The sequence below is a fragment of the Aeromicrobium sp. genome (genome assembly GCF_050700635.1).
In the GTDB taxonomy this organism is placed as follows: domain Bacteria; phylum Actinomycetota; class Actinomycetes; order Propionibacteriales; family Nocardioidaceae; genus Aeromicrobium.
Map to the genome: position 1 here is coordinate 39831 of NZ_JBOHDT010000042.1, position 13235 is coordinate 53065.

The 13235-nt window shown below is 70.3% G+C and carries 9 protein-coding genes and 1 pseudogene; 9 read left to right on the forward strand and 1 reads right to left on the reverse strand.

The annotated features are described in order from the left end of the window. Positions 1-183 precede the first annotated feature (183 nt). The 3 genes from ACRDPN_RS03105 to ACRDPN_RS03115 are packed head-to-tail and all read left to right on the forward strand — an operon-like array spanning position 184 to position 5290. A complete protein-coding gene (locus ACRDPN_RS03105; RefSeq protein ID WP_431445860.1) occupies positions 184-1713 on the forward strand; it encodes an MFS transporter in 1530 nt (509 codons plus the stop codon). Next, positions 1710-3809: a molybdopterin oxidoreductase family protein gene (locus tag ACRDPN_RS03110; RefSeq protein ID WP_431445861.1), complete on the forward strand. Its 2100-nt coding sequence runs from the start codon at positions 1710-1712 to the stop codon at positions 3807-3809. Before ACRDPN_RS03105 ends, ACRDPN_RS03110 begins: the two co-directional genes overlap by 4 nt. Further along, positions 3806-5290, forward strand: a complete 1485-nt coding sequence (locus ACRDPN_RS03115) for an FAD-dependent oxidoreductase (protein WP_431445862.1) — start codon at positions 3806-3808, stop codon at positions 5288-5290. The genes ACRDPN_RS03110 and ACRDPN_RS03115 overlap by 4 nt, the downstream gene beginning before the upstream one ends. Here the strand turns inward: ACRDPN_RS03115 and ACRDPN_RS03120 are convergent. Then, on the reverse strand, positions 5254-7089 hold the full coding sequence (locus tag ACRDPN_RS03120; RefSeq protein WP_431445863.1) for a phosphoenolpyruvate carboxykinase (GTP): 1836 nt from the start codon (positions 7087-7089) through the stop codon (positions 5254-5256). The genes ACRDPN_RS03115 and ACRDPN_RS03120 overlap by 37 nt on opposite strands. 193 nt (positions 7090-7282) lie before the next feature. On the opposite strand from ACRDPN_RS03120, the gene nirB reads away from it, so the two are divergent. The 6 genes and pseudogenes from nirB to ACRDPN_RS03150 form a co-directional block, all read left to right on the forward strand. After that, positions 7283-9859: a nitrite reductase large subunit NirB gene (nirB, locus tag ACRDPN_RS03125; RefSeq protein WP_431445864.1), complete on the forward strand. Its 2577-nt coding sequence runs from the start codon at positions 7283-7285 to the stop codon at positions 9857-9859. Then, positions 9856-10182 carry a nitrite reductase small subunit NirD gene (gene nirD, locus ACRDPN_RS03130; protein ID WP_431445865.1) on the forward strand — a complete coding sequence of 109 codons (327 nt, stop codon included), beginning with the start codon at positions 9856-9858 and terminating at the stop codon, positions 10180-10182. Before nirB ends, nirD begins: the two co-directional genes overlap by 4 nt. Beyond that, positions 10179-11285 (forward strand): uroporphyrinogen-III synthase, encoded by a 1107-nt coding sequence (locus ACRDPN_RS03135; protein WP_431445866.1) that lies wholly within the window; start codon positions 10179-10181, stop codon positions 11283-11285. Before nirD ends, ACRDPN_RS03135 begins: the two co-directional genes overlap by 4 nt. After that, the gene (locus tag ACRDPN_RS03140; RefSeq protein ID WP_431445867.1) at positions 11282-11983 is read left to right on the forward strand and encodes a sirohydrochlorin chelatase; all 702 of its coding nucleotides are present in this window, start codon (positions 11282-11284) and stop codon (positions 11981-11983) included. The genes ACRDPN_RS03135 and ACRDPN_RS03140 overlap by 4 nt, the downstream gene beginning before the upstream one ends. Positions 11984-12150: 167 nt before the next feature. Next, positions 12151-12849: a sirohydrochlorin chelatase gene (locus ACRDPN_RS03145; protein WP_431445868.1), complete on the forward strand. Its 699-nt coding sequence runs from the start codon at positions 12151-12153 to the stop codon at positions 12847-12849. 57 nt (positions 12850-12906) lie between these two features. After that, a pseudogene (locus ACRDPN_RS03150) lies at positions 12907-13235 on the forward strand (DNA translocase FtsK); the annotation flags it as partial.

Here is a 13235-nt window from a genome sequence, read left to right on the forward strand (position 1 = left end):
GGAGCTTTCTCTCGCGGCCGGGTAGTTCCTCTCTCGCGACAGGGTAGTTTCTCTCTCGCGGCGGGGTGGTTTCTCTCTCGCGGGCGGAATTCACAGCGCGGGTGCCGAGCGTGTGCGGGAAGTGTTACCCAAGTCGACGCTGGCTCCGCTCGTCCTGAAACACGGCGTCCCTAGCGTCGCCGCATGACGACAGTTCAGACCGCACCCCGCCTCGCCCCCCGACGAACCGGTCGCTGGATCGACCAGTGGGACCCGGAGGACCCCGGGTTCTGGGAGTCGACGGGCAAGAGAGTGGCTCGACGCAACCTGATCTTCTCGATCTTCGCCGAGCACCTCGGGTTCTCCGTCTGGCTGCTGTGGAGCGTCAGCGCCGCCCTGCTGATGAAGGCCGGCTTCAACTTCACACCTCAGCAGCTGTTCCTCCTGGTCGCCGTGCCCAACCTGGTCGGCTCACTGATCCGGCTGCCCTACACGTTCGCGGTACCGAAGTTCGGCGGACGCAACTGGACGATCGTCAGCGCGCTGCTGCTGCTCATCCCGACGCTGATGTTCGCCTTTTTCGTGCAACGTCCGGAGACGCCGTTCTGGGTGTTCGTGCTGGTCGCCGCAACCGCCGGTTTCGGCGGCGGCAACTTCGCCTCGTCGATGGCCAACATCAACTTCTTCTACCCGGCACGGAAGAAGGGTGCCGCGCTCGGCCTGAACGCCGCCGGTGGAAACCTCGGTGTGGCCCTGATCCAGTTCTTCCTGCCAGTCGTCGTCGGCGGCGCCGGGATCTTCGGGTTGGTCAAGGCCAGCGAGAGCGGGCTGTCGCTGCAGCGTGCGGGCTACCTCTACGCCCTCCTCGCGATCGTGGCCGCGGTTCTCGCCTACATCTTCATGAACAACCTGACGTCGGCGTACTCGAGGCCACGTCAGCAGCTCGCGGTCCTGAAGTACAAGCACACCTGGGTGATGTCGTTCCTCTACATCGGGACCTTCGGCTCGTTCATCGGCTACTCGGCAGCCATGCCGCTCCTGATCAAGATCAACTTCTGGAACCAGCCGCTGGCGACCATCCCGGGCATCGGCGTCAACTTCGCCTACTACGCGTTCCTCGGTGCCCTGGTCGGCTCCGTCGCTCGGCCGTTCGGTGGCTGGCTGGCCGACAAGTACGGCGGCGCCCGGGTCACCGTGTGGACCTTCGTGACAATGATCGTCGGCACGCTGACGGTGCTCTTCACGCTGACGCGGCTCACGCCGGTCCCGAGGCCCGCGCCGGGGTCACCCGTGCCCGACCCGGCGACCTTCGAGTACTCGGACGCCGTGCGCGCCGCGGTCGACCACAACTCCGACATCTTCCCGTGGTTCCTGCTGGCGTTCCTCTTCGTCTTCGCCGCGACCGGCATCGGCAACGGCTCGACGTACCGGATGATCCCGATGATCTGGAAGAGCCAGGCGATGACGGTCGGCGCCACGGGCTCGCGCGAGCGTGCGGCCGCCGACGCCAAGGCAACGAAGGAGTCGTCGGCGGTCATCGGCATCGCCGGAGCCATCGGTGCCCTCGGTGGCTTCCTCATCCCCATCACCTTCGGTTCGCCGTGGGTCGACGACCCGGTGGAGGCGGTGAAGAGCGCGTTCGTCGTGTTCACCGCGTTCTACGTCGCGTGCCTCGCCGTCACCTGGTACGTGTACCGCCGACCGGCAGCTGAGATGGCGAAGGCGGGCGTGTGACAGACACCCACTGCCCGTACTGCGCCCTGCAGTGCGCCCAGAAGCTCGGCGGCGAGCCACACGCCGCCGAGCCGCGGCAGTTCCCGACCAACCTCGGCGGCATGTGCCGCAAGGGGTGGACGAGCACCGAGCTGCTGGGCGTGGCCGATCGCATCACGTCCCCGTTGCGCCGGGTTTCGACAAGCTCAACCGGCGTGGGGACCTTCGAGGAGGTGTCGTGGGACGAGGCGCTCGACGACATCGCGGCCCGAGTGAGGGCGATCGGAGCGGAGTGCGGCAGCGATGCTGTGGCCGTGTTCGGCGGCGGCGGCCTGACAAACGAGAAGGCGTACCAGCTCGGCAAGTTCGCGCGGCTGGCCCTTCGCACCCGACTCATCGACTACAACGGTCGGTTCTGCATGTCGTCGGCAGCGGCGGCGGCGAACCGCGGCCTGGGCATCGACCGCGGGCTCCCGTTCCCCCTCGCCGACCTGCAGGACGGTGACGCGGTGCTGCTGCTCGGGAGCAACCTGGCCGACACGATGCCGCCGAGCGTCCAGCATCTCGGTCCGGTGCGCGAGCGCGGCGGACTCGTCGTGGTCGACCCACGCCGCAGCGCCACGGCGCGTCTCACCGACGACGGAGCGGGTGAGCACGCGCAGCCGGTCCCGGGCACTGATCTCATCCTCCTGCTCGGCCTGCTGCACGTGGTGCTCGCCGACGGGCTCGCCGACGTGGCGTACCTCGAGTCGAGAGTCACCGGGCTGGACGACGTCCGGCGCAGCGTGGCCGAGTGGTGGCCCCAGCGGGTTGCCGCGACGACCGGGGTGTCCGAGACGCAGCTGCGCCGCATTGCGTACCTGCTCGCCGACGCATCTCCGAACCGCGGCGGACGCGGCGCCTTCGTGCTCACCGGCCGCGGCGCCGAGCAGCACGTCGACGGCACCGACACGGTGACCGCCGCCATCAACCTCGCCCTGGCCCTCGGCCTCGTCGGTGCCGAACGTGGCGGATACGGCGCGATCACCGGACAGGGCAACGGGCAAGGCGGTCGCGAGCACGGCCAGAAGGCCGACCAGCTGCCCGGCTACCGGATGATCGACGACCCGGCAGCGCGCGAGCACGTGGCAGCGGTGTGGGGCGTCGACCCGACCGACATCCCTGGCGCCGGCGTCCCGGCCGTGCCGCTGCTGCGCAGCCTCGGGACGGCCGACGGCCCGCGGGCTCTCTTCGTCCACGGCAGCAACGTGGTCGTCAGCGCACCCGACGCCGACGACGTGCGGCGTCGCATCCGCGAGCTCGACCTCGTGGTCGTCTGCGACTTCGTGCCGTCGGAGACCGCGCTGCTCGCCGACTATGTCCTCCCGGTCACGCAGTGGGCCGAGGAGGAGGGCACGATGACCGGCCTCGAAGGGCGCGTGCTGCGTCGTCGTCGCGCGCTCGAGGCGCCTGACGGCGTCTGGAGTGAGCTCCAGATCATGGCAGCGCTGGCGTCCCGGTTGGACGCGCCGAGCGTCTGGCCGGTCGACCCCAGCGAGGTCTTCGACGAGCTGGCGCGCGCGAGCGCCGGCGGTCGCGCCGACTACTCCGGCATCACCTACGACCGGCTCGACGCTGACGAGGTTCTGTACTGGCCGTGCCCCGGCGAGGGCCATCCCGGCACGCCACGGCTCTTCGCCGACGACTTCCCCACGCCGGACGGGCGCGCCCGCATGATCGCCGTCAGCCCCACCGGTCCTGACGACACCCTGCGTCGCGATGCACCGGTGTGGCTCGTCACCGGCCGGGTGCTCGAGCACTACCAGTCCGGCGCCCAGACGCGCCGCGTCCCTGCGCTCAACGCGTACCAGTCGCGCGCCTACGTCGAGATCCATCCCTCGCTCGCCCAGCGCATCGGCGTCGAGGGACTCGACGACATCAGCGTCACCTCGCGTCGCGGGACGATGCGTGCGCAGGCGCGGATCAGCAAGGACATCCGGCCGGACACGGTGTTCGTGCCGTTCCACTTCGCCGACGAGGGCATGGTCAACGCGGTGACGAACGCCGCGACCGACCCCGTCTCCGGCATGCCCGAGTTCAAGGTGTGCGCCGTCTCGATCCGGCGGGGCGAGTCATGAGGGTGGCCGTCGTCGGAGCCGGCATGGTCGGCAACCGTATCGCCGAGGAGCTGCATCGGCTCGACCCGTCCGTCGAGATCGATGTCCTGGGCGACGAGCCGTACGAGCCGTACAACCGGGTGCTGCTCACCGAGCTGCTCGCCGGACGAGCCGACCTCGCCGGCCTCACGCTGTCGACCCCGGCGGGTGCCCGGGTGCACACTGGACGGCCTGCGCTGGAGATCGACCGCGCAGCGCGTGTGGTTCGCACCGTCGAGGGCGACGTCCACTACGACCACCTCGTGCTCGCGACCGGGGCGCGGGCGATGGTCATCCCCGTGCCTGGCCTTAGAGACGGGCTGCCGCGCGGAGCGCACCTGCTGCGCAGCCTCGACGATGCGCGGGACGTGAAGGCGGCCAGCCTCAACGCACGCCACGCCGTCGTGATCGGTGGTGGGCCGCTCGGCCTCGAGGTTGCCTGCGGGCTGCGCCACCGCGGCGTCCGCGTGACGGTCGTCGACGCCGCCCCGACGCTCCTGGCGCGTGACCTCGACGGGACCGTGGCCGACGTCCTCGAGGCGGCAGCGGGCGACCTCGGCGTCGATTTCGTCGGCAACGCCCGGATTGAGTCGGTGGTCGTGCGGGAGGGACACGTGGCCGGGGTTCATCTCGCCGACGGCACGACCGTCGACGCCGATCTCGTGCTGCTCGCCTGCGGCACCGTCCCGAACACGACCCTTGCGGCCGAGGCCGGACTCGAGACCGACGTCGGCGTCGTCGTCGGGCACGACCTGCGCACGACACTCGACCCGGCCGTGTCGGCCATCGGCGACTGCGCCCAGACGCCCGCCGGTACGAGCGGTCTCGTCGCTCCCGGCTGGACCCAGGCGCGCGAGCTGGCCCGGAACCTGGTGACCGGATCGCTCGTCGAGCCCGTCGAGATCACCGGCTCGGCCATGCGGCTCAAGGCGGTCGGGCTCGACGTCGTGACGATGGGCCGTCGCGGGTCGACGTCCGACTCCCACGACCGTGTCGTCGCCCTCCACGACCGGCAGGCCCGACGGCATCTCGAGGTCGTCGTGCGCGACGACACCCTCGTCGGCCTCACCTGTGTCGGCGACCCGGACGTCGCCGCTCACCTCAGCACCCAGTTCGACCGTCCCGGCATGATCCCGACCGACCCGCTGCACCTGTTGATGGGAGCCGCGGCCGGTGCGGTGGCCGAAGCGCCGTCACCGACCACGATGCCGTCGAGCACCACGGTGTGCCGCTGCAACGGCGTGTCGAAGGGTGACCTCGTCGACGCGTGGGAGACCGGGGCCACGAGTGTGGAGGAGCTCGCCCGGGCGACGCTCGTGACGACCGGGTGCGGCGGATGCAGCAGCCTCGTGTGCGGCCTCGCCGACTGGCTGACCGAGGTCGACCCGCCTGAGGAGAAGCCAGCGGACGTCGTCGTGCCCGGGCCCTACTCGTCCTCGACTGCGGTGGCCACCCGTCGGTGAGCCTCGCGGATCTCCTCGGGCATGCCGTCGAACAGGTCGAGGTGCTCCTCGCGATTGGCGATCTCCTGGCGCCAGCGGTCCGCGTCGATGCTCAGGATCTTCTCGAGGTCGCCGGCGCTGACCTGGACGTCGTCGAGGTTGAGCTCGTCCTCGGTGGGCAGGATGCCGACGGACGTCTCACGCCCCTCGACCTCGCCGTTCTTGAGCTGCAGCAGCCACAGCAGCGGGCGCAGGTTGTCGCGGTAGCCCGGCCACAGGAAGTGCCCGTCATCGGGGTCACGCTGGAACCAGTTGACGTGCGCGAAGATCGGCTGCTCGGTGGCCTGGCCGATGATCTTGAGCCAGTGGGCCGCGTAGGCGCCTTCCGGGTAGGCCATGAAGGGACGCATCGACATCGGGTCGTAGCGCAGCTGGCCTTCGATGCCCTCGGTGGCGAACGTCGCCTCGGCGCCCAGGGTGAGGCCGTCGTAGACGCCTTCGGCGACGTCGTGGATGGCGCGGATCAGCGGCTCACGGTCGCGCGTGCGTCCGCCGAAGATGACGGCGTCGATCGGCACACCCTTGGGGTCCTCGAAGTCGCCGGCGACGTTCGGGACGTTGGCGAGCGTGGTGGTGAAGCGGCTGTTCGGGTGCGCCCACGGCGAGTCGTCGCGTGAGGAGCGATCGGCGATCTCGTTGCCCATCCAGTCGTGCCACCCGGTGACGTCGGCCGGCGGGTGGGGTGTCTTGCCCTCCCACCAGACCTCCTGCGTCTCGGTGTTGTAGGCGACGTTCGTGAACAGCGTGCCGGTGCCCTCCTCGATCGAATCGAGGGCGACCGGATTGGTGGACGCATTGGTGTCCTTGGCGACGCCGAACACACCGTACTCGGGGTTCAGCCCGTAGAGCCTGCCGTCGTCGGGGTCGACCCACAGCCACGCGATGTCGTCGCCGTAGAACGTGACGTGGTACCGCTCGCCGAGCACGTCGGGGGCCAGCATCATCGCCAGGTTGGTCTTGCCGGACGCGCTCGGGAAGCCTCCGCAGATGTGGTGGGTCTTGCCGGTCTCGCGGTCCTCGATGCCGATGAGCATGAACTGTTCGGCGAGGAACTCGCCCGACGCCCACCCGTCGTAACAGGCCTGGCGCAGGCCGTGCGCGATCTTGCCGAGCAGCGCGTTGCCGCCGTAGGACGAGCCGAAGTGCAGGATCAACCGCTCGTCGGCGACCGTGACGAAGTAGCGCTGGTCGTCGGGGGTGCCCTGGCCGAGGTGCTCGAGGTCGCCGGTGACGTGCACGGCGCGCACGAAGCTTTCCGGCTCGGCCAGGTTGTCGATGTGTTCGACGCCGACCCGGGCCATGCGGATCATGTGCAGCACCACTGTGCGGTGGTCGGTGAGCTCGACGCCGGCCGCGTACTTCTCCAACGGGGAGCCGGGGGGAGCCATGAGGTAGGGAATGACGTACATCGTCTTGCCGGCCGACTTGCCGCGCATGCGCTCGGTGAGCAGGGGCTTCATCTCGTCGGAGTGGCGCCAGTTGTTGTAGACGCCGGCGTCGTCGGGGTTGCTGGTGGCGACGATGGTGCGTTCCTCCGAGCGCGCCGTGTCCTTGTGGTAGCTGCGCGAGTAGTAGCGGCCCTCGCCGGCGGGGAAGATCTCGCCGGCCGCGAGCGACTCCTCGATCAGCCGGGCGTCGTCGCTCGCGCTCACGACCTCGACGCGTTCTGCTCCGGTGTGCTCGGCCCAGTGGCGGACGTACTCGCGCACGTGGGGGTTCTTCAGACCTGCTTCGTCCAGTGCTGCTTCGACGTCTGCCATGCCCGTAGTTTCCTCTCCGGCTGTCGTCCGCGCCACTGAGCCACTAGATCGGGGTCACCGCGGTGCGGGTCACACGGCCGAAGGCTACATGCAGCGGTGCTCACGCCGGGGTTCCGAGGCCCGTGAGCGAACCGTTCCAGCGCCGAAACACGTGGCTGGTGGGCAGGAAACGTCGCCTCCTTACCGTCGGTCCATGGCTGAGAAGAAGAGGCTCGTCGTCATCGGCGCCGGCATGGTTGCGCAGCGTCTGGTGGAGGCGCTGGACGCCCGCGGGGCTACGGACGGGTGGGACATCGATGTGTTCGGCGAAGAGTCCCGGCCGCCCTACGACCGTGTCGCGCTGACGTCGTTCTTCAGCGACCGCGACCCGGACGACCTGCTCCTCGGCGACCCCGGTCTGTGGCACCGACCGGGCATCCGCCTGCACCGCCACGTACCGGTCACGGCCATCGATCGCGGGGCACGCACGGTCGAGGCGAAGGGCCGCACGTTCGGGTACGACGCGCTCGTGCTCGCGACGGGCTCGTACGCCACCGTGCCTCCTGTCGACGGTGCCGACGTTCCCGGCGCGTTCGTCTACCGCACGGTCGATGACGTCGCCGAGCTGCGGGCCTGGGTCGAGGAGCGTCGTCGTCGCCTCGGCCGCACTGTTCGCGGTGCCGTGATCGGGGGTGGGCTGCTCGGCTTGGAGGCCGCCGGCGCGCTCACCGCACTCGGTGCCCAGACGACCGTCGTCGAGTTCGCCGACTGGCTGATGCCGCTGCAGGTCGACCGGGCCGGAGGGGAGTCGCTGCGACGGCTCATCGAACAGCTCGATGTGACCGTCCGTACGTCCACCGCGACATCCGGGCTCAGACCGGGCCGGGACGGACGTGTCACGCGCATGCAGTTCGCCGACGGCGAGAAGATGCCGGTCGACGTCGTGGTGTTCGCCACCGGCGTCCGGCCGCGCGACGAGCTGGCCCGCGAGGCCGGTCTCGACGTCCACGAACGCGGCGGCGTCTTCGCCGACGAGGCCTGCCGGACGAGCGATCCCGACGTGTACGCCATCGGAGAAGTGGCCCATGTCGCCGGCCGGGTATGGGGTCTCGTCGGACCCGGCTACGACATGGCCGAGGTGGTCGTCGACCGCCTGCTCGGCGGCGAGGCCACCTTCGAGGGCACCGACCGGAGCACCAAGCTCAAGCTGCTGGGCGTCGACGTCTCCAGTTTCGGCGACGCGTTCGCAGCCACCCAGGGCAGCCTCGAAGTCGTCTACGCCGACCCGGTCGCCGGCGTCTACAAGAAGCTCGTCATGAGCGATGACGCGTCCACCCTGCTCGGCGGGATGCTCGTCGGTGACGCCTCGTCGTACGCGAGCCTGCGACCTCTGGTTGGGAGACCACTCGGAGCCGACCCCACCGCGTGGCTGCTGCCCGAGGGTGTCGAGCCGCCGAGCGGGAGCAGCCTGCCCGACGAGGCCAACGTGTGCTCCTGCCACAACGTCACCGCCGGCGGGATCCGCTGCGCCGTCGACGAGGAGGGTTGCACCGACGTGGGCGCGGTGAAGACGTGCACGAAGGCCGGCACGGGCTGCGGCTCGTGCGTCCCGCTGGTCAAGCGCCTGGTCGAGACACAGCTCGTCGAGGCGGGCATCGAGGTCAGCAGCGCCCTGTGCGAGCACTTCGAGCACAGCCGCGCCCAGCTGTTCGACATCGTGCGCGTCAGTGGCATCACCACGTTCACCGAGCTGATCGACAAGCACGGATCGGGGCGCGGATGCGACATCTGCCGACCGGTGGTGGCGTCGATCCTGGCCTCGCTCGGTCAGGGGCACGTGCTCGACGGCGAGAACTCGGCCCTCCAGGACACCAACGACCACGTGATGGCGAACCTGCAGAAGGACGGCACCTACTCGGTCGTGCCGCGCATCCCGGGTGGCGAGGTGACCCCCGACGGCCTCATCGCGATCGGTCAGGTGGCGTCCGACTTCGGGCTCTACACGAAGATCACCGGCGGCCAGCGCATCGACCTGTTCGGCGCCCGCATCGAGCAGCTTCCGTCCATCTGGGCCCGGCTGGTCGACGCCGGCTTCGAGTCCGGCCATGCCTACGGCAAGGCGGTACGGACCGTGAAGTCGTGCGTGGGTCAGACGTGGTGCCGCTACGGCGTGCAGGATTCCGTCGGCCTCGCGGTCGCCCTGGAGCTGCGCTACCGCGGACTGCGCTCGCCGCACAAGATCAAGCTCGGCGTCTCCGGATGTGCGCGGGAGTGCGCCGAGGCGAGGAGCAAGGACGTCGGCATCATCGCCACTGAAGAGGGCTGGAACCTCTACGTCGGCGGCAACGGCGGTTTCACCCCGCGGCACGCGCAGCTGTTCGCCGAGGACCTGTCCACCGACGAGCTCGTCCGCGCCATCGACCGGTTCCTCATGTACTACGTCCGCACCGCGGACCGGCTGCAGCGCACCGCGCCCTGGCTCGAGTCCGTCGAGGGTGGCATCGAGGAGGTGCGACGTGTGGTGCTCGAGGACGGCCTCGGCATCGGCGCCGATCTGGACGTCGCGATGGCTGCCCATGCCGACGCCTACGAGGACGAGTGGGCCGCGACACTCGCCGACGACGAGAAGTTACGCAAGTTCGCCTCCTTCGTTAACGCCCCGGAAACAGCCGACCCCGATCTTGTGTATGTGGAGGAACGCGGCCAGCGACGGCCCGCGTCCGAGGAGGAGTCCGCCGTGCTCATCGCCGGTGGAACGTTGCCGATCAGACGGGAAGGAGCGCCGGCATGAGTTGGTCGTCCGTGTGCAGGCTCGCGTCCTTGGATCCCGACCGTGGAGCCGCGGCGCTCGTCGACGGACATCAGGTCGCCCTGTTCCGGCTGCTCGGGACCGACGAGGTGCTCGCCGTCGACCATCGCGACCCGTTCAGCGGCGCCAACGTCATCGCGCGTGGATTGGTGGGGTCCCGCGGTGACGCGGTGACCGTCGCTTCACCGGTGTACAAGCAGACCTTCGACCTTCGCACCGGCGCGTGCCTCGACGACGAGTCGGCATCGCTCGGTGTCTGGGAGACCCGGGTGGTCGGCGGCGTCGTGGAGGTCCGACAACCGTGACCACCCTGGGGCCTGTGCTGTCCGGCGCGCGCGTGCTGGTCACGGCCCAGCGCCGCGCGGGCGACTTCTCGGTCGCCCTCGAGCGGCGCGGATGTGATGTCGTCGTCGCCCCCTCGCTCGGCATGGAGTCGCACATCGACGAGGAGACGCTGCTCGCGCAGACTCGGCGCATCATCGACCTGCACGCCGACGTCGTCGTGATCACCACTGGCATCGGGTTCCGCGGCTGGCTCGAGACGGCCGAGGTCGCGGGCCTCAGTCACGAGCTCCTGGCCACGCTCGAGGACACGAGGCTCATCGCCCGCGGGCCCAAGGCACGCGGTGCCTTGCAGGCCGCCGGCCTGGTGCCCGACTGGGTCGCGGAGTCCGAGACGTCGGCCGAGATCGCCGACTTCCTCGTGGCCGAGGGTGTCCGGGGACAGACCATCGCGGTCCAGCACCACGGCGCCGGTGACGACGGCCTCGAATCGCGACTCTCCGGTGCCGGGGCGCGGACGGTCGGCCTCGTCGTGTGCCGCTGGGGCCCACCGCCCGATCCGGACGACCTCGTCAACTCGATCCAGGACACCGCCGACGGCGGCTTCGACGCGGTCACGTTCACGTCTGCACCCGGCGCCGCCGCTTGGATCACCGCGATGCGGGCGGCCGGCGTCGAGGACGAGATCCTCCGGCTGACCAAGAACGGCCGCCTGTCCTTGCTGTCGGTCGGCCCGGTGACGGCCGAGCCGCTCCGCGTCGCCGGGTTCGAGCCGTTGGTGCCGGAGCGGGCGCGCCTCGGGGCACTGGTACGTCTGATCGTCGTGCACCTCGGCGACGACGCGGCGAGCGTCCCGACCCCGGTCGGGGGGCTCCGTGTGCGGGCCACCGCCGCGACCCTCGATCACCAGGAGCTGGCTCTCTCGCGGGGCAGCCTGGCGATCCTGCGTGAGCTGACGCGTGAGCCTGGCCGGGTGCGGTCACGCGAGCAGCTGCTCACCGTGATGCCGGGGGAGTCCGACGATCCTCATGCCGCCGAGGTCGCCGTGGCTCGCCTGCGCGACGTCGTCGGACGCGACGTCGTGCGCACCGTGGTCAAGCGTGGCTACGCGCTCGCGCTCGCATGAGGCCGGCGCTGGTCGCCGTCAGTCACGGCACCGCCTCGTCGGACGGCCAGGTCGCCGTGGCCGAGCTCGTCGGGGCAGTGCGACGCCGCCTCGTTGACGTCGACGTGCTCGACGCGTTCGTCGACGTCCAGGAGCCGGCGCTCGCGTCGGTTCTCGAGGGGTCGCCCGGTCCGAGCGTCGTCATACCTCTGCTGCTGACACCGGGCTTTCATGTGCGCGTCGATGTCGCCCGGGCCATCGCGACCCGGCAGGCGACGGCCGCGCCGGTCCTCGGACCTGATGCGGCCATCACCGCGATCCTTCTCGACCGGCTCGACGCCGTCGGCCTCCGCGACGACGATGCCGTGGTGCTCGGCGTGGCCGGGTCGAGTGACGTACGGGCGCGTCACAGCACCGACCGTGCGGCCACGCGCCTCGCGATGGCACTCGGCCGCGAGGTGCGCGTCGGTCACCTCGGCGGAATCGGGCGGCCCATCGGTTCCGTGGCCGCCGAGGCCGCGGCGGCCGGTCGGCGCGTCGTCGCCGCGACCTACCTCCTGGCCCCCGGGCATTTCACCGACCTGATGAACAGATGCGGCGCCGACGCGGTCACACGTCCGGTGCTCGGAGGCGGGTCGCCTGACGATCGGCTCGTCCAGCTCGTGGTCGACCGCTACTCGGAAGCGGCCGCCAAGTGGCAGCTGAGGCGGGCCTCGTGATGGTTACCTGCCCGAAACCTGGAGTCTGCCGGGGTGAAACACGTCACACCTAGCGTCGGAGACGTCCGACGACGGGGTCGGAGCACACGGAACAGAGGTGCGGCCGGCTGGCGGGACGTCACGCACGTCCCAGGCCGGCCGCGCCGCCCGTCCGGAGAGGATGACCGGTGACCAGAAGGCGCGCGGACGAGACGCTGCTGGTCTGCTCGTCCGGACATGCCGACCCGGCCGAACGTGCCGCGATGGGTGCACTCGTCAATGCCGTGCGGCGCGACGCACCCAGCGTCGATGTCCACGACGTCCTTGTCGACCAGCTCCACCCTGACAGCTCGTGGCCGCCGGTCCGCGTGGCCGTCCCGCTCGCACTGACCGACGGCACGGACGTGTCGGCCGCCCTGGCCGTCGCCGGGCGTCACGATCCGGCGCTTCGCATCGCGCGATCGCTCGGTCCGGACTGGGCCCTCGCGGAGATCTGCGTCCAACGACTGATCGAGGCGGGCGCACGCAAGGACGACACGATCGTGCTGGGTGTCGCCGGTTCGCACGACCAGACCGCCATCGACGGCTTCTCGCGTGCCGCCCGGCTCGTCAGCGCCGTCTGGGGCGGACCGGTGCACATCGGTTCGGTCGGCGGTCGCGACACGCCGTTGACCGACGCGGTCGACATCGCTCGCGCCCACAGCCGCCGCGTCGTCGTCGCGTCGTACCTCCTGACGCACGGCCGGTTCGCCGACAAGCTGCGACACTGCGGCGCTGACCTCGCAACGGCACCGTTGCTCGACGGAGGAGCGCCCGACCAGCGACTGGTGTCGCTGGTCCTCACCCGCTTCCACCAGGCCCTCGGCGCGGTCGCGCCTGCGTTCTGACCTCGTATCGCGGCGTGGGAGCGGTCGAAGCCTCGAGTTCTCCTTTAGGCTTTCGCCATGGCGACCCGAACGTCTTCCCCGCCGCGCAAGCGGCCGTCCGGCAGCCAGGCCCGCAAGAAGAAGCCTGCAGCCCGCAAACGTCCTGCCCAACGACGACCTGCCCAGAAGCGCAGATCGGCGCAGAAGCGTCGACAGGCCCGTTCCGGACCCAATCCGATCACCACGGTCGTCATCGGGTTCTTCAGCCTGCTCGGAGCCATCTGGCTCGGCCTGGCCGGGGCCGTGGGCGCCGTCGCGCGCAGCATCGGCCACTCCGCCGGCGACCTCGAGAAGGAGCAGCGTCGCGACGGAGTCGGCTTCACCGTCCTCGGTCTGGCGATCGTCGT

Coding starts and splice junctions, on each gene's coding strand:
- ACRDPN_RS03105 (WP_431445860.1), top strand. CDS start 184: ATGACGACAGTTCAGACCGCACCCCGCCTCGCCCCCCGACGAACCGGT.
- ACRDPN_RS03115 (WP_431445862.1), top strand. CDS start 3,806: ATGAGGGTGGCCGTCGTCGGAGCCGGCATGGTCGGCAACCGTATCGCC.
- ACRDPN_RS03120 (WP_431445863.1), bottom strand. CDS start 7,089: ATGGCAGACGTCGAAGCAGCACTGGACGAAGCAGGTCTGAAGAACCCC.
- nirB (WP_431445864.1), top strand. CDS start 7,283: ATGGCTGAGAAGAAGAGGCTCGTCGTCATCGGCGCCGGCATGGTTGCG.
- nirD (WP_431445865.1), top strand. CDS start 9,856: ATGAGTTGGTCGTCCGTGTGCAGGCTCGCGTCCTTGGATCCCGACCGT.
- ACRDPN_RS03140 (WP_431445867.1), top strand. CDS start 11,282: ATGAGGCCGGCGCTGGTCGCCGTCAGTCACGGCACCGCCTCGTCGGAC.